This window comes from Kordia sp. SMS9, from assembly GCF_003352465.1.
In the GTDB taxonomy this organism is placed as follows: domain Bacteria; phylum Bacteroidota; class Bacteroidia; order Flavobacteriales; family Flavobacteriaceae; genus Kordia.
On sequence record NZ_CP031153.1, the window covers coordinates 3353430 to 3379154 of the forward strand.

Genomic DNA, 25725 nt, shown 5'->3' on the forward strand with positions numbered 1-25725 from the left:
AAAACATACAATGGAAGTATACTTAAAATTAAACGTAGTGCTAGAAGCTTTAATCGACCGATGGTATGCGTGGTCGCATCTCGTATCGCCAGCAACGGCAGCCATGAACATCAAAGATCGTCACTTAAAAATAATGCAATCGTATCTAAGAAATCCAAAAATACACGCGGCGGCTGTAAAAAAACCTGAAATGTTGGGCGGACCGTTTATTGATTACGATGGTGGACGTGTAGACGAAATCAAAGCACTATTTGAAGAAACCAAAGAAAAAAGAGCGCCATTACTAGCACTTTGTGATGCTATCAATGAACTCAATACGCTATTGCAAACAGAAGCCACAGGATATTCACTAAACGATTTGTATGAAAAAGTGCCAGCGCCACTGCAAGGTTATGTAGAATTGTATTATGACCTAAACAATCATCCAAACTTCCGATTCTTTGAAAGCTTGCTGTACAAAAGTGAATACTATGATGAAAGTACGCAATCAATCTCTTTGCAAATGATTGATGCCGATGATGCACGCTCGTTTGTACTGAGTACTCCACGTTTAGACGATGAACTTATGATTCATTTAAACATTCCATTTAAAGAAAATATCATTGAAGAACTCTTTAAAATGAAGCGAATTCCAAGTTCGTATGAAGCCATCAAGGAAAAACTCAACATTCCGGAAGACAAAGAAGCATTATTCAAAAGCTTTTTCACCACGGAAGCGCCCACAACATACATTCCGTATACGGGAACAGGCATTCGTACGCGGTATTTCGGACATGCATGTGTATTGGTAGAAACGGACGAAGTATCCATCTTGGTAGATCCTGTAATTAGTTATGATGGTTACGAATCTGACGTGAATAGATACACAATTAACGATCTTCCCGAAACAATAGATTATGTACTAATTACGCACAATCATCAAGATCATATTCTGTTGGAAACCTTATTGCAACTCCGACACTGTATCAAAAATATCATTGTGCCTTCTAGCGGAAAAGGAAACTTACAAGATCCAGGATTAAAACTCATGTTCAACAATATCGGGTTTCACAACATTATAGAATTGGATGATATGGAATCCATCACTTTGGACAAATGCACCATCACAGGATTGCCGTTTTTAGGCGAACATTCAGATTTAGATGTACGAAGCAAACTCTGTTATCACATCAAACTGCACAATGACTTTAGCGTATTATTTGCTGCCGATTCTTGCAATGTAGAACCCAAAGTATACGAACGTGTACAGCAAATTGTTGGAAACGCCGATGTTATATTTTTAGGAATGGAATGCGATGGCGCGCCACTTTCATGGTTGTACGGTCCGTTAATGCCCAAAAAATTGCAGCGCGACAAAGACAACTCAAGGCGTTTGGCAGGTTGTAACTATGAACAAGCAAAACGATTCATCAACATCTTCAACCCGAAAAATGTATTTGTGTATGCGATGGGACTCGAACCTTGGTTAGAATTCATCAGTTCGCTAAAATATACAGACGAATCGCGTCCTATCGTAGAATCAAATCTGCTATTAGACGATTGCAACCAACGCGCAATTGTAGCAGAACGATTGTTTGGAGAAAAAACAATTGAATATTAGTAAATTCATTCATTACAGCATACGTGGAAAACATAACAAACATACTTTCTGAATTACAAAAAGAAGGCATCAAGCTGAAACTAAAAGGTGATGGAATTCAAGTGATTTCACTCAAAAAAAAGCTTGCGCCAGATACAATTCGCACAATAAAAGCGAACAAACAGGCATTGATCAATCACTTGCAAAAAATGCAGGAATCTCAAAAATTCTTGCACATTCCCAAGCTGGAACCGCAAGAAAACTATCCACTTTCTCCAGGACAGCAACGTATTTGGATTCTCAGTCAATTTAAAGAAGGCATGTTGGCCTATCACATGCCGCAATTTGAATATTTATCAGGAGAAATCAACCTTACCAACTTTCGTCGTGCAGTAGCAGCCGTTATTGCGCGTCACGAAATACTAAGAACTGTTTTTAAGCAAGATGAAAATGGTATCGTACGCCAGTGGATTATTCCCGTAAGTGAATGTTCGTGCGAATTGGGATACCTAGATTTTAGCACAGAACTATGTCCCGAAAAAGTATTTGAAACCTACCGAATTATTGAAGCAAATCAGCCATTTAAACTTGAGGAAGGTCCATTATACAGAGGAAGTGTCATTAAATTGTCTGAGTCAAATTTTGTATTCTACTTAAACATACATCACATCATTGGCGATGCGTGGTCGTTAAAAGTGTTTCGCGATGATATCATGAGCTACTACCAGCATTATCAATTTGAAACGCCTTTGCAACTAACACCGTTGCGCATTCATTACAAAGACTACAGTGCTTGGCAAATTTCATTGCAAGAAAGCGAACGTTACAAATTGCATCAAACGTATTGGAAAGAAATTTTTAACGATGAAATTCCAGTATTCAATCTTCCCACACGGAAAAAACGCCCAAAAATTAAAACCTACGATGGTACAGGTTGGGAAGCAAAACTTCCCACAAGTTTGCACAACGCGATTCAACAATTTACAAAAGAGCAGGGCGGAAGCGCATTCATGGTTTTATTAGCCGCTTGGAATGCCATAAGTTATCGCTATACAGATGCAAAAGATCAAATTACAGGAACGCCCGTTTCTGGCAGAGTACACAAGGAACTGGAAAATCAGATTGGGTTTTACATCAATACTTTGGCATTGCAAAACAAAATTGAAGATGCTGATACTTTTCAAACTTTGTACAAACGCGTCAAAGAAAATACGCTAGAAGCTTACAATCATCAAGAATATCCTTTTGATAAATTAATGGACGATGTATCGTTGCATTATGACGCGAGTAGAAATCCACTATTTGATGTGCTTTTTACGCTGCATCAAGCAGAAGAACCAACGCAAACCTCAGAAATCACTACGGAACTAAAGGAGATATATACAATTCCTATAAAATTTGATATTGAATTTGCGTTTCATCAAGCAGAAAACCATACGCGTTACACGTTTTTATACAATGAATATGTGTATGATGCTAGTACAATGCAGCAATTTGTACAACATTATTTTCAATTCCTTGAAAAAGCACTCACACAGCCAACGGTAAAAATACGTGAAATAGACTATGTAACAGAGTCAGAAAAAACGCTTTTACTCGAAGGTTTTCAAGGTAAAATAGTTCCGTATGATCAAACGGAAACGCTGATTTCACTCTTTCAAAAACAAGTTGCCAAAACGCCCAAAAATACGGCGATTGTTTACAATACTATTGAACTTACGTATGAGGAATTAGATGCTGCATCCAATCAATTAGCGCAGTATTTAGTAGAAACCTATCAGATACAAGCTGACGAATTAATTTCATTAAAATTAGCACGCAGCGAATGGATGATTATCACCATTTTAGCAGTATTAAAAACAGGTGGCGCGTATGTACCAATTGATCCTTCCTATCCGCAAGAACGCATTCAATACATAGAAGCTGACACCAATTGCAAGCTAAGTATTGACGCTGCTGTGTTGGAAAAATTCAAAACACAACAAGCAAATTATGCTAAAACCTATGCAGGAATTCACCCAAAACCAACCGATTTAGCATACATCATTTACACTTCCGGATCAACAGGGAAACCAAAAGGCGTCATGATTGAGCATCGTTCTATCAGTAACTATTTGCAATTCAATACCAAAGTATATGGTTTCAATGAAAATGATGTTACATTATTAGTGTCTACCTATTGTTTTGATATTTCGTTAAATCAAATATTTAACACCATTTTGACAGGTGGAAAATTGATCGTTTCTAACTTTGGCTACAACGAACTTGATCAGCTCATTCAAAAACATCACTTAACGTGGTTGGATGGCACTTCTTCCATGTCTGAATTTATTCCTGCTGAAAAATCATCACTTCAAAAAATATTTCTCGGTGGCGAACCTTTAAAAGATACCGTTGTTGAAAAATTTAAACACCAACAACTCTACAACGGATATGGTCCTACAGAATGTACGGTAACGACTTCCAGAGGCGAAATTCACAAAGGAAAACCCATCACTATCGGAAGTCCTGTACACAATACTAATTATTACGTATTAAAAAACGAAGCTTTATGTCCCATAGGAGTTGCGGGCGAATTGCACATTAGTGGAATTGGCTTGGCGCGCGGCTATCATAACAAACCTGATTTGACTGCGGCAAAATTTGTAAATAATCCTTTTATGCCTGGCGAACGCATGTATAAAACGGGCGATTTGGTACGATGGCTTCCAAATGGAACGATTGAATTTTTAGGCAGATTGGACGATCAAGTGAAATTGCGCGGCTATCGTATTGAATTGGGCGCGATAGAAAAATCGTTAGTTTCACATGCTTCCATCAGCGAAAGTGTCGTCTTAGTCAGAGAATTGACAGGACAGCAAGAATTGATTGCATATTACGTAGCTAATGAACCTATAGACGCTGCTCAATTGCGTGCACATGTAGCAACGAGTTTGCCACAATACATGTTGCCATCGTATTATGTACACATATCACAAATGCCACTAAATACCAATGGCAAAATAGCAAAAAAAGAATTGCCAAATCCAACTGTAGACGCTACAGAAGTTGCATCTTTCCGAGTGCCAGAAACAGACTTGGAAAAGCAGGTTGTTGCTATATGGGAAGATATTTTAGGAAGAGAAAAAATAGGCTTGGACGATGATTTCTTTGTGTTGGGCGGACACAGTTTACGCGCAACTCGATTGCTCAATACATATCACCAAGAATTTCAAATACGATTGGAATTGGGCGATTTATTCTCAGCAACAACAGTGGCTTCACAAGTGGCTTTACTTTCCGCGTCCGACAACGAAAACTATGAAGAAATTCCAATACTACAACCACAAGCAGACTACGCCGTATCATCTGGGCAACATCGTTTGTGGATTTTAAGTCAATTCAAAGAAGGTTCGTTAGCGTATCACATGCCAAATTTTGTGTATTTGGAAGGAAGTTATAATGTAGCAGATTTTCAAAAAGCAGTGTATGCCGTGGTGGAACGTCATGAAATCTTACGAACGGTTTTCAAACAACAAACATCGGGTGAAGTCCGTCAGCGCATCATTCCAATAGAAAATTACAACTTCACCATTGGTTTTGAAGATTTTAGCAATCATGAAAACAGTGAAGTAGCTTTTGAAAACTACCAAAAACAAGATGCGCAACAAGCATTTGATTTGGAAAATGGACCTTTATTCAGATGTTGTTTGATACAACTTTCAAACGATTACTTTGTGTTTTATTACAACCTGCATCACATCATTAGCGATGGTTGGTCTATGGGCGTATTGCGTGATGACGTAATGAAATACTACCAACATTTTCATCAAGAAACGGCAATTGATATTGCACCATTGCGCATTCAATACAAAGAATACAGCCATTGGCAACAGGCACAACAGTCAGAAGCCACATGTGTAGCACAAAAAAATTATTGGCAACAACAGCTTTCGGGCGAATTACCATTGTTAGATTTGCCAACCACAAAACTCCGTCCGAAAGTAAAAACCTTTAACGGATATGCTTTAGGAACACAATTTCCAGAAGAAATATACACGCTCATACAAGATTTTACCAAACAACATGGCGGCAGTACATTTATGGTGCTTTTGGCAAGTTGGCAAGCGATTTTCTATCGTTATTCAGGTGTAAAAGATCAAATTATAGGAACACCAACTTCTGGAAGAACGCACAAAGAGTTGGAAAACCAAATTGGATTTTACATCAATACGTTGGCTTTGCGAAATACGTTGGAAGAAAATGATACGTACAAAACATTTTACGAGCGTGTCAAACAAAACACGTTGGAAAGTTTTAAACATCAAGACTATCCATTTGATCGTTTGGTAGAAGACGTACACACAGATTATGACACGAGCAGAAGTGCTTTGTTTGATGTATTATTGAGTTATGATATTTTGAAAGATGGCGACGAAGGAGCGTCTTTTGGATGCGACATTCAAGATTTTGGAGAAGCTGTCGTTAATTTTGACATCCGAATTGAAGTACAAGATCAAGGCGATCAACTCAATTACAAGTTGGTCTTTAATCAAGATGTCTATGACAAAGCGTTGATGTTGCAATTAATGAAACATTACATGCAATTGCTCAACGCATTGCTTACAAATGAAACAACCGCCATTTCTAAAATGGAGTATCTAAACGAAGCTGAAAAATTAAGCTTGCTAGAAACAACAAGCGCAGCAGAAGTGTATGATACTTCGCAAACTGTAGTTTCTTTATTTGCTGCACAAGTAGCAGCATTTCCAGCACGAACCGCGATTAGCTATCAAGGAAATAGTTATACGTACAAAGAATTGGACGAACTCTCCAATCAATTGGCAAACTATCTGTGTGAAACTAAAAAAGTACAATCCAACGATTTAATCGCAGTAAAATTGGCACATGACGAATGGCTCATTGTAACAATTTTAGGAATCTTAAAATCGGGTGCCGCGTATGTACCGATTGATCCAAATTATCCGCAAGCGCGTATTTCTTACATAGAGTCAGATACCAAATGTAAAATTAGTATGGATGCTGCCGAATTGGACACATTTAAAGCGCAACAATCCAAATACTCAAAAACATACACAGGCATTCCTCCAAAACCAACCGATATAGCATACATCATTTACACTTCGGGTTCTACAGGAACACCAAAAGGTGTCATGATTGCGCATCAAAACCTAAATCATTTGTTCCACAATGCTACGCAGCAATTATTTGATTTTACCGAAAAAGATGTGTGGTGTTTATTTCATTCCTACTGTTTTGATTTCTCCGTTTGGGAAATTTTTGGCGCATTGCTCTCAGGAGGAAAATTGGTGATTCTGCCTAAAAAACAACGTATAGATTACGAAAAACTCACTCAAATATGCATTGAAGAAGGAATTACCGTATTCAATCAAACTCCAACTTCTTTTCAAGCGTTGCAGGCTAGTTTCATAGAAAAAGCAGCAAAACTACAGATTCGCTATTTAATTTTTGGCGGTGAGAAACTGGAAAACACCTTACTAAAAAACTGGAAACAAAACTTTCCAACCTGTCGTACCATTAATATGTATGGAATTACGGAAACTACAGTACACAATACCTTCAAAGAATTGACGAACGAAGATGTTCAAATAAGCGGAAGTACAATTGGGCAATCAATTCCTGGGATAGATATACAGGTATTGGATGCGAATTTTCAATTGGTGCCGTTTGGCGTTACGGGAGAAATGTTTGTCACTGGCGCAGGATTGGCAAGTGCCTATTTCAACAGACCAGCAATTACGGAAGAACGATTTTTAGAGTTAACGATCAACCATCAAACAAAAAAATACTACAGAACAGGCGATTTAGCAAAGCGATTACCTCATGGAGAACTGCAATATATTGGAAGAATTGACGATCAAGTAAAAATCAGAGGACATCGTATTGAAGTAGCTGAAATTAATGTGGCACTAAACGCTCACGAACACATCAAAGAATCCATTGTCATTGCAGAAAAATCTTCGGTTCATGGCGCTATGGAGTTGACTGCGTACTACGTGTTGCATCAAAACACACAAGAAACGGAACAAGCATTGCGAGCTTATTTGGCTAGTCTGTTGCCAGCATATATGGTGCCAACATTCTTTATTTCGTTAGCGGAAATGCCATTGACGGTGAATGGGAAAGTTCATAAAAAACAATTGCCGAAACCAAACTCAATCGAAGTTGCTTCGAGTGAAACGACTGAAGTGGAGCTTTCTGATACAGGAAAACAAATTCTGCAACTTTGGGAAGAAATACTGCAAAAGAAAAACATCGCCTTAACGGATGATTTCTTTGAATTAGGAGGTTACAGTCTCACTGTAGCATTAATGCTCAAAAAACTCAAAAAAACCATAGGAATTGACATTCACATTGTAGATTTCTACGAAGAACCTACCATTGAGAACATTCTAAATCACACACAAGAAACGCAAAAAACGCCCGAAAACTATACTCGATTGTTAAGTTTAAGTGATGGAAACCATCCAAAAAGTATCTACTATTTGCCATTATCGCATGGAATCGGTTTGGTGTTTAAAAATATAGCGGACTATCTCAGCGATACCTATAACAATTATACCTTTCAAAGTTTGGGCATGCATGGCGATGAATCTGTAGCGGAAACGTTTCGACAAGAAGCAGTAGTCTATGCAAATCTCATCATAGAAAACTCGCAACATACTGAAGCCATCTTGTTTGGGTTTTCATTTGGCGGTTATATAGGATTCGAAACGGCAAAAATTTTAGATGAAAAAGGATTTACAAACTATAAATTACTCATTCTTGACGTAATTCCAAACTTTAAAAATAGCATTGACAAAAACACTGAACTTAACAATTTGAAGGAATATGTGGAAGCATTTGGGCATACATTTGATCAAGATTTGGTACAACGAAGTGTACGCGTTGCAGAAAACAATTTGAACATACTCACAAACACCTACCAAGTTTCAGGGAAAATAAAAAATGGAATCATTTGTGTGCAAGCAACTAAGAACACAAAAGTACTAAATATGAATGCTTGGGAACCTTTTACTGAAGCAGCTGTAGTAACGCAGAAACTAGGCTGTATACATGGTGAAATGATGGAAGAAACGCACTTTAAATCCCTAAAAAATATCCTTGATTCGTAAGTATATTTAAATATTATTTTTATATTGCTCGATATTCAAATTAAACTTTATACATGAAAAAAAGTAAGACTATTTTATCGCTATTATTCGGTTTATGCTATTCGATAAATGCTTTCGCTCAAGAAACTAATGTTGAGGAAAAAGGAATTGATGAAAAAATTAATGACTTCTTTGTTCCAATTACCGAAGTATGGGAAGGTATTGTGCTCTGGAAAATTCCAGGGATAGAAATCCCATTAGTAGTAGTGTTATTAGTTTTAAGTGCAATCTTTTTCACCGTATACTTTGGATTTATAAACTTTAGAAAATTTCCCTTAGCTATCAATGTAGTTAGAGGGAAATATGACGAACTAGATCATGGTTCGGTTGATGAAGAAAATGCACAAGTGCATGTAGTTGATGGAGATATTCCTGATACTATCAAAGATGAAAGTAAAGATGGTGAGGTTTCTCACTTTCAAGCACTCACCACAGCAGTTTCAGGAACTGTTGGTTTAGGAAATATTGCAGGTGTTGCCTTAGCAATTGCTATTGGAGGACCAGGCGCAACATTTTGGATGATTATTTGTGGACTCTTTAGTATGGCAACGAAATTTGTGGAATGTACACTTGGTGTAAAATACCGTGATGTAGATGAAACAGGTGCTGTATTTGGTGGACCCATGTACTACTTATCCAAAGGTCTTGCGGAGCGAAACTTGAAAAGTTTAGGAAAAACATTAGCAATCATTTTTGCGATACTATGTGTAGGAGCATCTTTCGGTGGCGGAAATGCTTTACAGTCCAATCAAGCAGCAGAACAATTAGCAAATGTCTTAGGAATTCAAGGTGGTTCTACAGGATTTATCATCGGAATCGTATTTGCTTTTGTTGTGGGTATTGTAATTATTGGAGGAATCAAAAGAATTGCTTCTGTTACCGAAAAAATAGTACCATTTATGGCAGGAATTTATGCCTTAGCTTGTTTGATCGTAATCTTTGCAAACTTCTCATACATTGATGATGCGTTTGCATTAATCTTTAAAGGAGCATTTACGCCAGAAGCTGGACTTGGAGGTTTATTTGGAGTGTTAATTATCGGATTCAGAAGAGCAGTATTTTCCAATGAAGCGGGAGCTGGTTCTGCGGCTATTGCGCACTCTGCAGTAAAAACAAAATATCCAGCGAGTGAAGGTATTGTTGCCTTATTAGAACCATTTATTGATACAGTACTTATTTGTACAATGACCGCATTAGTAATCATATTCTACAACAGTAGTGATGTGTTTGCGTATGGAGGTGATGGACTCGGAAACGTAATCGTGAATGGTCAAGAATTAGGAGGTGTTAATCTAACGTCTTTGGCATTCGAATCTGTAATTCCTTGGTTCCCGTATGTACTTGCAGTTGCAGTTGTATTATTTGCAATATCTACCATGATATCTTGGTCGTACTATGGTTTGCAAGCCTGGAAATATGTTTTTGGAAGAGGTAAGAAAACCGAGATGGTATATAAAATATTATTCTTACTATCAACAGTTATTGGAGCTTCAATGTCTATGGGTGCAGTATTTGCATTCTCTGATGCGATGATCCTTGCCTTAGTATTCCCTAATATGATAGGATTACTACTACTATTCCCGAAAGTAAGAGAAGAATTAACACGCTATTTGGCAGCGGTCAAAAAATCAAAAGAATAAATTTAATGTCAAAATAAAAAATAAAGAATAATAGCAAATACCTAATTCAATTAGGTATTTGCTATATATACTAAGAGTTCATGTAACACGTTATATCTAATAGAAAATAAACGCTAACAGAGCGATTGTGTTAGTAAACACATAAAAACCTAAATAATAAAATACCCTAAAGACCTAATTCAGGTATAAAAACACCATACGTGTTTTTAAAATTTCCCCTATTACATACATATAATATCAACTCATAAAACGGTTGATAGCATACAGTCTTGTCTTATAATTATAAGATAAAACGTGTGCAAAATGTGATGAAAACAATATTGCATTCAAATCTGTAAGAACACATAACACATCTGTTTTTTTAACAAACGTGTGCTGCTTCTTACATGACGAAAAATAGTAAAGTATAATATAAAATTATGCTTGGTAACAGTATAGTAAAAGAGAAATATGACTTTTTGTGGTATAAAAATAACTCATGATGGCGGTATCGCACTCATAGAAAATAATGAACTTATTTTCAGTATAGAACTTGAAAAAGTAAATAACAATAATCGTTATGCAGGAATTTCAGACCTATCTGAGATTGAAGAATTACTGAATTCTAAAGGATATGACATCAATGAAATTGATCATTTTATTGTGGATGGTTGGCATATTGATCGTTCAAAAACTACAACACCAATACATTCCATAATTGAAACGAAATCGTCCGGAAAACCTATTGCTTTACAAGTATCAACCTACAATGAAGAAAGTCTCAAAGAAAACAATCTAAACGCTAACTTCTTCAAGGATGCTTTACCTATAAATGGTAAAAATTTCACCTACAGTAGTTACAAACATGTTACAGGTCATGTATTAAGTGCATATTGTGCAAGTCCTTTTGCCGCTAAAAAAGAAGACAGCTATGTATTAGTTTGGGATGGCGGACAATACCCACGATTGTATTATGTAAATCCCAACTCCAAAAAAATAGAAAACAAAGGAACTCTATTCTTTCTCACAGGAACCATCTATGGCATCATGGGACACTATTTTGGACCTTACAAAAAAACTGAAACGGAACGTATAGAAGATCAACGACAAATGACGCTAAATGGCTTCTTTGGAGGATTGTCCATTGCAGGGAAAATTATGTCGTATATGGGTGAAGGGCACATCAATCATGACTTATTAAATGCCTTGCCGCAACTCTATAAATCCAATATGGAAATATCGGTATTCTTTGAACATAAATTTTGCAAAGCTGTTGAAGCATATACAAAAAATATTTCTTGCACTGATGCGGACGTATTGCTGACAATACACACGTATTTAGAGCAGATGATTATTGAAAAACTGCAAAAAAAGCTCAAAAAAGATGCGTATGCCAAAGCAAATTTTTGTTTCGCAGGAGGTTCGGCATTAAACATAAAATGGAACAGTTCTATAAGAGCTACCAATCTATTCAAAGAAGTATTTGTACCACCATTTCCAAATGACTCCGGAAGTGCTATCGGAATGGCTTGCGCAGGAATGTGGGAACATACAAATCATTCACACATCACTTGGAATCCGTATGTAGGACCAGACATCAAAAAAAGTGAAGTTCCTGCTGGTTGGGCAGAAACAGCTTGCAGTTTAGAAGATTTAGCATTGCTATTGCATCATAAAAATGAACCGGTTGTATTTTTAAGCGGCTGTGCAGAAATAGGACCAAGAGCACTAGGAAACCGAAGTTTAATAGCTGCGGCAAGTTCTCCCGATATGAAAGCCTGTCTCAATAGGGTAAAAAAACGAGAACCTTTCCGACCTGTTGCACCCATCTGTCTCTTAGAAGATGCTGCAACTATATTTGATCCAGGTTGCGAAGATCCGTACATGTTATTCAATCACGATGTACGGGAAGATTGGAAAGACAAAGTGCCTACCATCTGTCACGTAGATGGTTCTGCCAGATTGCAAACGGTAGCGCCAGATTGCGCAGCGAAAGAAATTAGAATCTTGCTGGAAGCGTATAAAAAAATAAGCGGCATTCCGTTGTTGTGTAATACAAGTGCCAATTATAACGGAAAAGGCTTTTTTGCAGACGTAAAAACAGCTTGTGAATGGGGAAAACTAAACTATGTGTGGAATAACAATACCTTATACACAAAAGTAACAAACCCTACAATTTTCAATGTTGGACAAGTATTGGAGAATAGCAATTCTTAAAAAAATAGTAGTTTAAAATGTCAATAGTAGTTGTGTGAATATGAAGTCTCTATTAGATATATTATACAAATTAGGAGTTCGTTTAGAAGTACAAAATAACGATCTAAAAATTAAAGCGCCACAAGGTGTTTTGACATCGTTTCATATACAAGAAATAAAAAAATATAAAGAGGATTTAGTTACCTTACTGAGTGTTGACACTACTTCAAACATTCCCAAAGCACCAATACAATCATGGTATCCATTGACTTCAGCACAAAAACGCATTTGGATGCTTAGTCAATTTGGCAATGCCAACAAAGCTTATAACATTGTTGTTGCCTTCGAAATGGAAGGAATACTCAACAAAAAAGCCTTGCAAAAAGCATTCGAATATGTACTAGAAAGACACGACAGCTTGCGCACCTCTTTTATAGAAAAAGAAGGCGAAGTATTTCAGCAAATTACGCCAGCAGTTGAATGTGCTTTTTCGATACAATATAGCGATCAAACAGAAAGCAACACCAACGATATAAACCAGTTCTTTGAATTTGATATAGAGCTTACAAAAGCGCCGCTATTGGGTGCGCGACTTCTTAAAACTTCCGAAACAAAACACATCCTCATCGCGGTATTACACCACAGTATTGGAGACGGTTGGTCGATGGAAGTTTTTTCAAGAGAATTGGTCATTGCGTACAATGCGTACTGTACATCAAAAGCGATAGAACTTCCAGCATTGGCAATTCAATATCCAGATTATGCAGTGTGGAAAAATCAACATATACAAACGGCAAATCACACAAAAGCAGCAAGCTATTGGTTGGAAAAATTTCAAGGAGAATTGCCATCGCTGCAATTGCCAAGTTTCAAAAAACGTCCAGCCGTAAAAACATACAACGGAAACACAACACATTTTAAATTTTCAAGTGAATTTCATCAGCAAATCACTCAATTTTCAAAAGATCATGAGGTTACCTTATTTGTAACGCTTTTAGCGGGAATCAATGCGTTTTTACATCGGTATACAGATCAAGACGACATCATTATAGGAACGCCCGTAGCAGGAAGAGAACATCCCGATTTGCAACATCAAATTGGTCTTTTCATCAACACGATGGCAATTCGTACACAAATTGCTTCAGATGATACGTTTGCAACCATCGTACAAAAAGAAAAAGAAAACTTTTTTGAAGCCTATCAACATCAATCCTATCCATTTGATGAATTCGTAGCTGCATTACAGCTACAAAGAGACATGTCTCGCTCCGCTTTATTTGATATAATGGTCGTATTGCAAAGTCAATCGCAATTACAATCAGTAGCTACGGACAACTTTTTTACAGGTTTAACAACAAAACCATATCAAGTAGCTGCTTCTGTGGCAATGTTCGATCTTAGTTTTGCTTTTGCAGAAACGGAAACCCTAAAATTGGCACTGAATTACAACACAGATTGCTATTCGTCTGCCTTCATCAATCGATTTTTGGTACATTTTGAACGCTTCTTCTATAAAATCATTTCGACTGAAAGAACGACTCCAATTCGTCAAGTAAATTACCTTTCAAAAGCGGAAATAAAAGCGCAAGTCACCACGTACAATCAAACCAGTGTTTCCTATCCAAAGCACAAAACACTTGTAGACATTCTTCAAGATCAAGTACACAAAACACCAGATTCGGTAGCAGTTGTTTTTGAAGAAACTTCGTTGACCTACAAAGAAATAGAGGAAAAATCGAATCAATTTGCGCAGTATCTCAAAGAAAAATACAATCCACAACCAAACGATACCATTGCCATACAATTAGAACGCAGCGAATGGTTGATCATTTCCATACTAGGAATTCTAAAATCTGGAGCGGCGTATGTGCCAATGGCAACAGCTTATCCTGAAAGTAGAGCAGCGTATATCTGCGCAGATGCAAGTTGTAAAACGATCATTAACGAAGCGGAATTGGCAGTATTTAAACAACAAGCGGCTACTTTCAAAAACACACTTCCAACGCAAGAAATTCGTCCAGAAAATATTGCGTATATCATTTATACATCAGGAACTACAGGAAATCCGAAAGGTGTCATGATTACGCATAAAAATTGTGTAAATTACATGTCCTACTTCAACAAAGAAGTACACAACATTTCGCTTACCTGTAAAATAATATTTGATGTTTCTGTAAAAGAACTATTTACGGCATTAACTTCTGGAAGCACGCTATACATTGCAAAAGAAGAAACGACATTCCAGCCAGAAGCGTATGCCAACTATCTATATGAAAATAAAATTTCGTACTGTTATTTGCATCCAATGCATGTACATTTAATTGCCAATGCCTTAGATGTGTATGAAGAAATATTCCTAAAAAAAATCATCCTTGGTGTAGAAGCCATCAAACCAGAAATGGTGTCTTGGTATCTGTCCAAAAACATAAAAGTCATCAATGCGTACGGACCTTCTGAAACCACGATATGTGCCACCGCATACGAAGTAAAAAGTTTAGACGCAATTACCACGGCAAACATTCCTATTGGAAAACCAATAGACAACTATCAAGTATATATTTTAGACAGCACATACAATACCTTACAGCCAACTGGAATATTGGGAGAAATCTGTATTTCTGGCGATGGAGTTGGAAAAGGATACATAAATCAACCAGAATTAACGGCACAAAAATTCATTCCGCATCCTTTCATAAAAGGTGAAATTTTATACAAAACAGGCGATTTAGGCAGAAAACTTCCCGATGGCAATCTTGAATTTATAGGCAGAAGCGATCGACAAATCAAAATCCGCGGGCATCGTATTGAATTGGGCGAAATAGAAGCAGCACTGACGAAAATTTCTGAACTAAAAGTAGCGTATGTTGAAGTACAAGTACTCAAAAAAGAAAAATACCTTGTAGCGTATTACACAAGTAGTAAAAAACTGCAAGCAACAACACTACGGAAACAGTTGCAAACACAACTTCCAGCATACATGCTTCCAAGTTTCTATATAGAAATTCCGAAGTTGCCATTAACAGTCAACGGGAAAATTGACCGTAAAAAATTGCCAGAAGTTGATTTGGAAACCAAGGTGCAAACGGAATATGTAGCAGCCAAAACCACCACACAACAACAACTTGTTACCATTTGGAAGCACGTACTGGAAGTGCCACAAATCGGCATTACAAACAGCTTCTTTGAGTTGGGCGGACACAGCATGAAAGCCATGCAATTGGTAAATCAAATCAATGCGGTATTTGGGAGTAATTTACAAATGCGCGATGTTTTTCTATATCCTACAATTACAACGATTTCGAAGCAGTTGTTTCAAGAAAACGAGATTCAAATACAACCTGCGGAAGTCAAAGAAAGCTATGCATTATCGAATATTCAGCAGCAAATTTGGGTAGAAAGTCAAATTGCAGAAGGCTCCAAAGCCTATCACATGCCGTTTGTCATAGAAATTTCAGGAAAAAAGCAATTGGATATTGTACAAGAAGCAATGAATTGTTTGATAGCGCGCCATGAAATTCTAAGAACGGTTTTTAGAAAAGATGATGAAGAAACGGTCAAGCAATGGATTTTAGATGCCAAAGAAATTACGCATAGTTATGACTATCACGATTTTACAAATCAGGAAGATTGTAAAGGATTGATAGACAATTATGTGGAAGCGCAACACGAAAAACTATTCGATTTGGAAAATGGACCACTGCTACACTATGCACTTTTTCATATTCCCGACAATAAAAGTGTTTTCTATCTCAAACTACATCATATCATTGCAGATGGTTGGTCAATTCAAATCCTACTAAAAGAACTATTTACTCAATACGAAACCCTACAAAACAACACTGAACAGACACTTTCTTCGTTAGCAATTCATTACAAAGACTATGCTGCATGGGAACAACAAATAACTTCTGAAGCTTCAGTACACGCACACGAAGCATTCTGGAAAAAAACACTCTCAGGAACATTGCCAATCATTGATTTGCCAACGACAAAAGTGCGTCCCAAGTTAAAAACGTACAGCGGCGCTATTTTTGAAACTTCACTATCAGCAGAAACTTCAAAACAGTTGCACGACTTTTCAATAGCGCATGAAGGCAGTACTTTCATGACCTTATTGGCAATTTGGAATGTAGTGCTTCACAAATACACAGGCTTGGAAGATATCCTCGTCGGAAGTCCTATTGCTACCAGAAAATCAGAAGTTTTAGAACCACAAATAGGACCGTATATCAATACCATTGGGTTACGAAACACGATTGCAACAACGCAAAATTTTGAAGAATTCTTCGCAACGGTAAAAGAAAATACCTTAGCAGCATTTAGCCATGAAATGTATCCTTTAGCAGAATTGGGTACGAAAATGAACCTGCAAAGAGATCGCAGTCGAAGTCCAATTTTTGACGTCCTATTCACGTCACAAAATATGCAATCTTCCATTGTAGACAAGGTGATTCCTTCGGAAGATGAATTTCTATTCAGAGAAAATGTATCTTCTAAATTTGACCTAAATCTAAGTTTTTACGAACATGACGGAACCATTATTTTAGGATTAAATTTCAATCCGGATGTCTACGAAGCACACACAATTCAGCAACTATTAGGTCATTACAAAGCGTTCATTTCAAAATTACTTCGCCACACACAAACACCAATCGCAAAAATATCGGTACTGTCTGAGTTGGAGCAACAATTCAGTCTGCAAGCTTCTCAAAGCAAAGAAGTTACGATAGATTCGAAAGAAACCATTATTTCAAGATTTCAAAACATTGTCCGTCAATATCCTGAAAATACTGCTGTACAAACACCCAATTCCAAATATAGCTATCAAGAATTAGATACTTTGAGCAGTCAATTTGCACACTATCTACAACAACACTATAACAGTACGATTGGCGATGGAATTGTTGTCAAATTAGCGCACGACGAATGGTTTTTTATAGCCATCATGAGCGTGCTAAAAATGGGTTGCTTTTTCATTCCTGTCGCGGTAGATTTTCCTGAAAAACGAATTGAATATATCTCCAAAAATAGTCAAAGTTCACTCTGTATTGATGCTGCTTTTATAAAAGAATTCACAAGTCAAAAAAACAACCATACAAAAGATTATAAAACAACTCCAATACATTCTGACACAACCTGTTACAGTATTTACACATCAGGAACGACAGGAAAACCAAAAGGTGTGCTCATTCCGCACAAAGCGGTTGTCAACTATGTAGACGGATTTATTGCCACCAACAATATTACGGAAAAAGACAGTTCCGTTGTCTTGTCGAGTTTGGCTTTCGATTTGATCTACACAAGTGTATTTCCATGCTTGCTTTCGGGTGCAACTCTCTTTGTGCCAACAACTTCGCAAACAAAAAACGTGCTAGAAATTACAGACGTCATTGCAGCGCACACAATCACGTTTCTCAAAGTAACACCTTCGTATTTGAACGTTTTACTTGATGTTTCTGAAAACATTTTGGTGAGAGACACTGCATTGCGATTGATGGTCAGTGGCGGAGAATCGCCCATACAAAAAGATGTTGAAAAAATTGTCAATTCGGGAATTCACGTATTAAATCATTACGGTCCTACAGAAGCGACTATTGGAACGTGTACACACTTAATCACACGAGAAAATTTAAAAGCATTTACCGAAAATCCAGTCATCGGAACACCCGTTTTTGGAAATTACATATACGTATTAGATGCTTCATTACAATTGGTGCCAAAAGGTGTTATTGGCGAATTGTATATTGGCGGAAATGGACTCGCCAAAGGCTATGTGAATGCCGAAGAAACTGCGCTAAAATTTATCGCAGATCCATATCGAACAGGGAAAAAAATCTATAAAACAGGCGATTATGGAAAAATGCTTCCCAATGGAACGATTCAATTTTTAGGGAGAAAAGACAAGCAATTCAAAATCAATGGCTACCGAATTGAAACGCAAGAAATCAAAAATGTATTATTAGCGCATAAAGCCATTACCAATGCGCATATTACGGTTGTAGCAAACGACGGACAGCAATTAATACTTGCATTTGTTGTAGGAACGATTGAAGATTCGGCTGACATCAAAGAATATCTAGGTCAATTTCTTCCTGCATATATGTTGCCAAGACACATATACATATTGGCTGAATTTCCGATGAACAAAAACGGGAAAATCATTGAAGAAGCACTGTTAAAAAGTGTAGATATTACACACGAAACCACAAGTAATTACGTACCGCCAAGCTCTGAAATAGAAAAAATATTAGCAGCTACTTGGCAAGAAGTATTAGGTGCCAAACCGATAGGAATCAAAGATGTATTCTTCGAATTGGGTGGCGATTCCATCAAAGCCATTCAAATACTATCAAGAGTTGGTGCACACGGATTTACGTTCGATTTGACAGATATTTTAAAATATCCAACCATTGAACAACTAAGCTCGTTTGTAAAAATTAAAAAAAGAAAAATACCGCAAGCACCAGTTGTTGGAGACGTTTCGCTAAGTCCAATACAACTTCGTTTTTTGAACAATAAAGAAAATATTCATCACTTTTTTAACTATTCCTTTCTATACAAAAGTTCACTGCCGTTAGCAGTGGAAAAAATCAAAAAAACGTTTGAAATCCTTTCGAATCATCACGATATTTTAAGAGCTTCATTTTCCAAGAAAGCTTCAGATTGGACACAAACTATCCAAAAAGAAACTACATATAATTTTTATACGTTTGAAACTACTGCGGATGAATTTGTATTAGAAAAATCACAAGAAATTCAAGAACAAATCAACGTTACAGATGCATTGATCGGATTGGCAGTATTTAAAGATGAAGAAAAATCATTGCTATTTTTCACCTTTCATCATCTTATAATCGACATCATTTCGTGGTATACGCTCAAAGAAGATTTTGAAAATATATACCAAAGTCTACTCCACAAACAAACAATTGCATTACCAGAAAAAACAGATTCATACAAATATTGGGTGCAACAACAAGTAGCAAAAACACAAACGGAAGCCTTTCAAACAGACATTGCGTATTGGCAACAATTTCAAGAAGAATTGCATACGCCAACATTCAAAAATACAGCACAACTCAACAATACATTTGAACAGCAACAAGTGGCTTCTTTTCAATTTTCAGAAGAAGAAACCTTGCTATTTCAAGAAATACCACAAAAAAAATACAACATCAACATTGAAGAAGTACTAATCACAGGATTAGTAGCGGCTTTTTCCAACACATTTCACACCAAAAATGTATTAATTGATGTGGAAAGTCACGGACGACACGAAACCTTAGAAGCTACGGATATAAGTAGAACTGTAGGCTGGTTTACGTCCATCTATCCAATGCAATTACGCAACTATGCAACGCTTCGAGAGCGAATTGTACATACCAAAGAAACACTGCGAAACGTACCCAACAAAGGCATCAGTTTCGGAATTTACAAATACTTGTCAGACACAACGCAAAAATTCATACAACCGCAGCTCCGCATCAACTATATCGGAACTGTTGATTCCACTACAGTGGAAGATGGTTTTCTAAGCTTACAACCTGGCGTATATCCGATCTCTAAAAAACGAACGCGCGATTATATTATTGACATTCAAGCCAGAATTCAACATGGAAAATTGCACGTACAATGCAACTATCCAAAAGACTTTCTATCTGCGTCGAAAATAGAAGCGTTGTTAGCAGCGTATAAGCAAGAATGTCACGAAATTATCACACATTGTCAAAGCTTGCAAACACAAAAATACACACCATCTGATTTTACGTTTTCAGACTTCAGTATTGCAGAAATGGAAGCGTCAAAACTCTTTGAAGCTGACAATGTGGTTGATATTTTACCGATGAGTTTGCTGCAAAAAGGAATCTTCTATCATTACCGAAAAAACACAAATAGCAAAGCGTACTTTGAACAGAAAAATTTCAAACTCAGCGGAAACTTTATAGCTTCACAAGTTGCAGCAGCATTTCAAAAAGTACTTGACAAATATTCCATTCTAAGAACTTCATTTACCGATGATATTGGGGGCGATTTACTGCAAGTTGTCAAAGGCAATCAACAATTAAACTTCAACTATCACGATGTGTCGGAGGTTTCAGAAGAAATCAGAAACGAAACCCTAAAAACCATCAAAGACAAAGACATTCAAGATGGTTTTGATGTAGAAAAAGATACGCTAATTCGCCTGAATGTCTTCAAACTAGCACCTTCTGTATTTGAATTTTGTTTAAGTCACCATCACATTCTCTTTGACGGTTGGTGTAACAGTCTCATATTTAACGACTTCTTCAAAGCATACATTCAACTTCAACAAAAAGTTCCCATAGATATTGGAAGCGAAATTCCGTTTTCTAACTACATCAATTGGTTGACAAAGCGCGACAATTCAGAAGCTGTGCGCTATTGGAAAGAATTGTTATTTGACTACGATCAAGGTGTAAAAGTTCCGTATGAAAAAAATATAGTTGTGGAAGATGCGAGCAAACTCCACGATCGTTACACATTTCACATCACAGAAGAAGAAACAACGGCATTGCAACGTTTGGCAAACTCCAGTCGCGTAACGTTAAACACCTTAATTTCTGGAATTTGGGGTATGCTTTTGGCAAAATACAACAATACCAAAGATGTTGTTTTTGGAGCGGTAGTATCAGGAAGACCGGGCGATTTGCAACATGTAGAACGCATGGTTGGTTTGTTTATCAATACGATTCCTGTACGTGTCCGTTTTGGAGAAGATTCTTTTGAAAATGTTGTGAAAAATCATCAACAATTTTGGATAGATTCGCAAGCACATCAATACTTGCAACTATCTGAAATTCAAGCGAATTCTCAACTGAAAGATCAGTTAATCAATCATTTATACGTATTTGAAAACTATCCGAGTCTTAGTTCGTTAAACGAAAACAAAAAGAATTTAGACTTCGAATTTATAGATTTTGAAGTATACGAGCAATCCAATTACAATTTTGCAATGATTGTCATGCCGGGAACGGAATTGCATTTCGGATTTTCGTACGATGCCAATCTGTTTGAAACCGCTGATTTGCAAAAAATTGAACGTCATCTCAAAAATTGCATTCAGCAAATCATCAAAAATCCAACACGTTCCATTGCAGAAATTGACATGGTAACGCCCACAGAAAAACAGATATTACTCACTGATTTTAAAGGTTTTGAAGAAGAACGAAATGCAGAAGATACCTTGGTGTCACTCATCCAAAACCAAGCGATACACTTGCCAAATCAAGTCGCCGTTTTAGATGCTGAAAACGCAGTTAGCTATGCAGAATTAGATCAGTTTTCTGCTAAAATCGCCAATTACTTGGTTGAAAATAACATCCCGAAAGGGAAAAACATTGGAATACTCTATCACAAATCCACAACGTACATTGGCCTAATTCTGGGAATCCTAAAAGCAGGCTGTTCGTATGTGCCTTTAGACAGCAATTGGCCGCAAAAACGAAAAAAGGAAGTGCTCAATCAGGCAGAAATTCCGCTCATATTCATCGGAACTTCCGAAATACCCACAGCAAACATCTTACAATGGGAATGCAATGCATTACAAACCTATGTATGTGTTGATGCTGACGATCCGTACACAATTTTGGAAAATGAAAGTCCATTAATGTCGCAAGAACTATGGAATCACATTGCCAGCACAGCTACAGATGCCATTGAAGCAGGCGGTTGGGTAAGTAGCTTTACAGGATTGCCTTTCTCTGAATTGGAAATGCAAGAATATTCAGAAAATGTATTGTACCGTGTGCGTCCTTATCTCAACAAAACCAAGCGTGTGCTAGAAATCGGTTGCGCGTCGGGAATTACCATGTTTGCCGTGGCGCCGCATGTAAAAGAATACATCGGTTTGGATATTTCTTCGGAAGTCATTCAAACAAATCGAGAAAAAATACAGCGTGAAGGCATTCAAAACATTTCCTGCTATGTAAAAGGTGCTGCAGAAATTGACACCTTGGATTTAGGTGCGTTTGATATTGTCATCATCAACAGTGTCATACAATGTTTTCCAGGATTAAATTACTTGCGTGAAATTCTTTCAAAAGCCTGTTCTGTCGTTGCCAAAGACGGAATGTTGTTCTTAGGAGACATCATGAATCAAGACACCAAACAAACAATGCTTGATGATCTTTTGGAATATCAACAAACACATCAAAACTCCAAAACGAAACTCGTATTTGACACCGAACTCTTTGTATCTCCAATTTTTTTCTTGGATTATGTAGCGCAGCATCAATTGCCGATAAAACCCATTGTTTGTGGTAAAAAATATACCATTTCGAATGAATTGACAACCTATCGTTACGATGTTATTTTTGAAATGGTTGAAGCACCAAATCAAGATGCTGAAGCAATCAAACAGCAGCATGGAAAAGGAGAAATAGAGTGCCAATCATCAGAAAATTTCAATAGCGAAATTCTTGCGGAAGCAGCAGCCTATATGATTTTTACCTCTGGAACAACAGGAAAATCAAAAGGTGTACGTGTTACGCATCAAAACATTATCAACACGTTAAAATGGCGCGAACGTGTTTACGAATTCTCAAAAGAAGATAACATTCTAAGCATTCCTGCTTTTCACTTTGATGCTTCGGTAGAAGATATTTTTGGAGCATTAATCGTAGGTGCCACGTTGTGCATTCCCGATCAACAAAAAACGCTAGATACAACGTATCTATCCAATTTTATACAAGATCAAAAAGTCACAAATTTCATTGCAGTTCCAACATTTTATGAAGTATTGGTAGATGAATTACAAGGCAAAAATCTACATCTAAAAACCATCACCGTTGCAGGAGAAGCACTGACACAAACCGTATTGGAAAAGCATTATAAAATGTTGCCTTACGTAAAACTGTTCAACGAATACGGACCTACGGAAACTGCTGTTTGTGTCACCTTTAAGGAAATGAAACCTACCGATTCAATAACGATTGGAAAACCAATTGATAACATGGAAATTCTCATCCTAGATGCTGACAACAAGCTGCTTCCGTTGGGAATTTCTGGAGAAATCACCATTGGTGGCATCGGAGTTTCGCTAGGATATTATAATGATGTAGAAAACACACGTCAAAAATTTATTCCGCATCCGTACAAAAAAGATGCAATAGTATACAAAACGGGCGATTTGGGGAAATGGTTGCCAAACGGAGAACTTGAATTTTTAGGGAGAAACGATCATCAAGTGAAAATTCGCGGTTTTAGAGTGGAACTCACCGAAATTGAAGCCGTTTTAGAAACACATTCGTTGATTAGAAGAGCAGTGGTGTCCAACCAAGACGATCGTTTGTTGGCGTTTGTAGAACTTCTTGAAGCACAAGATGTAGATACCGAAATACTATTACATCATGCAGTCAATCGTTTGCCATCGTACATGATTCCGGCTAAAATTGAAGTCATAGACGCCATTCCGTTGACTCCAAACAATAAAATTGATCGTAAAAAAATAAAAACGTTCTCGTTAAAAACACATCAAAAAACAGGCATACAACTCCCAGAAACGGAACGAGAAAAAACCTTGGCAAGTGTATGGAAAGAAGTATTGCGAACCACAAATGAAATTTCAACAGAAGACAATTTCTTTGAACTTGGCGGCGATTCTATAAAATCAATGTTGGTGGTTTCCAAACTGAAAAAACGAAACTATCACGTCAGTGTAACCAATGTGTTAAACGCTCCCACACTAAAAGAACAAGCGTCAAAACTTACGCTAAAAGATCATGCAAATATAGCATACGAAATAGCTGAAAAATCAGCGTTACTGCCGATTCAGTCGGAATTTGTAGCGCAATTTGGAACGATTCCTTCGCAATTCAATTTAGCAATAGCTTTGGTCAATAAAGACACAACAGATCGTTGGTTGCCCGATGCCGTTCAAGAAATAACACACGTTTTAGTACAGCAACATGATGCATTGCAACGATTCTTTACACAAGAAGACGCGCAATGGGTTATGCATCGAAATGCTGCTATGGAAACTGAAAAACCATTGTATTTCGATTACCGAGATGGCAAAGGAAGTTTGGAAGACATGCAGGAAATAGCCACAGAAAAATTGCACAAAAGTATAGGCATTCAACATGGACCTTTGCTAAAAACAGCAATTTTCGATTTTGACGAAGAAAGTCGCTTGGTCATCGTCATTCATCACTTTGTAATGGATGTCATTTCTTGGCGAATTCTCATCAAAGATTTCCTAAAACTAAAAGCATTACAACTCGAAGAAAAAGTTTTAAAACTTGAAGATAAAAAATTTCCATACGGCAATTGGATACAAGAATTAAAATCCTACGGAAACAGTCACGCATTCCAAAAAGAGCAAGCATATTGGGAAGCAATCGCAACGCAAGAAACGTCACAAATAGTTGCCGATATGCCAAACGGCGATTGTTCCAGTGTACAGCAAACAGCAGTGGCATTGACTGTTTCTGCTGAAAAAACCGAACATTTACTAACGGAAGCAAACAAAATGTATGCGTGCAGAATGGATGACATCATGTTGGCTGTTTTGGGAATTGCCATGCAGCGTGTTTTCAATGCAGAACGCACAAAAATTCACATGGAAAGTCACGGAAGAGCCGAAATAAATGAAGCGGTTGATGTCAATGAAACGGTTGGTTGGTTTACCTGCAAATATCCTGTGATTTTAGCGCCTCAATACGAGTTGGAACAAACGCTAATGCATACCAAAGAAACCTTGCGAAAAATACCAAATCTAGGAATTGGTTATGGAATTCATCATCATTTAATGCAGGAAGCCGCAGCAAGAGAAGCCGTTGCTATCATGTATAACAATCTTGGGAGTTTTGATACCGAATCAGAGCAAATGTCGTACAATCAAATCACCGTTTCACAAGCATATACAGGCGAAGGAATCGCAACTGACAGTCCAATTAGTTACGATTTGTACCTGCGAAATATTATGGTGAATGGCGAAATTCAATTGACGATCAATTACAATACAACACGTTTTCATTCAGCAACCATTCACAAGTTAAAAAACTGTATTTCAGACCTTTTAGAAGAAGTAATACAGTTGGTTGGACAAACGGAAAATGTAGTCATCACGCCAAGTGATTTGGGAGAAAATGATTTAAGTTTAGATGAGTTTGAAGCACTCTTTTAAAATAAAAAG

5 protein-coding genes are annotated in these 25725 nt (G+C 37.2%); all 5 read left to right on the forward strand.

From position 1 onward, the window contains the following. Positions 1–10 precede the first annotated feature (10 nt). Entirely contained in the window at positions 11–1600 is a 1590-nt protein-coding gene (locus tag KORDIASMS9_RS14365) for an MBL fold metallo-hydrolase (protein WP_114903505.1), read from the forward strand. Positions 1601–1623: 23 nt separating this feature from the next. Then, positions 1624–8715 carry a non-ribosomal peptide synthetase gene (locus KORDIASMS9_RS14370; RefSeq protein ID WP_114903506.1) on the forward strand — a complete coding sequence of 2364 codons (7092 nt, stop codon included), beginning with the start codon at positions 1624–1626 and terminating at the stop codon, positions 8713–8715. Between the two features lie 53 nt (positions 8716–8768). After that, on the forward strand, positions 8769–10394 hold the full coding sequence (locus KORDIASMS9_RS14375) for a sodium:alanine symporter family protein (protein ID WP_114903507.1): 1626 nt from the start codon (positions 8769–8771) through the stop codon (positions 10392–10394). 450 nt (positions 10395–10844) lie between these two features. After that, positions 10845–12590, forward strand: a complete 1746-nt coding sequence (locus tag KORDIASMS9_RS14380; RefSeq protein ID WP_114903508.1) for a carbamoyltransferase N-terminal domain-containing protein — start codon at positions 10845–10847, stop codon at positions 12588–12590. A 40-nt stretch (positions 12591–12630) separates the two neighbouring features. Further along, positions 12631–25716, forward strand: a complete 13086-nt coding sequence (locus KORDIASMS9_RS14385; RefSeq protein WP_114903509.1) for a non-ribosomal peptide synthetase — start codon at positions 12631–12633, stop codon at positions 25714–25716. Positions 25717–25725: the final 9 nt, after the last annotated feature.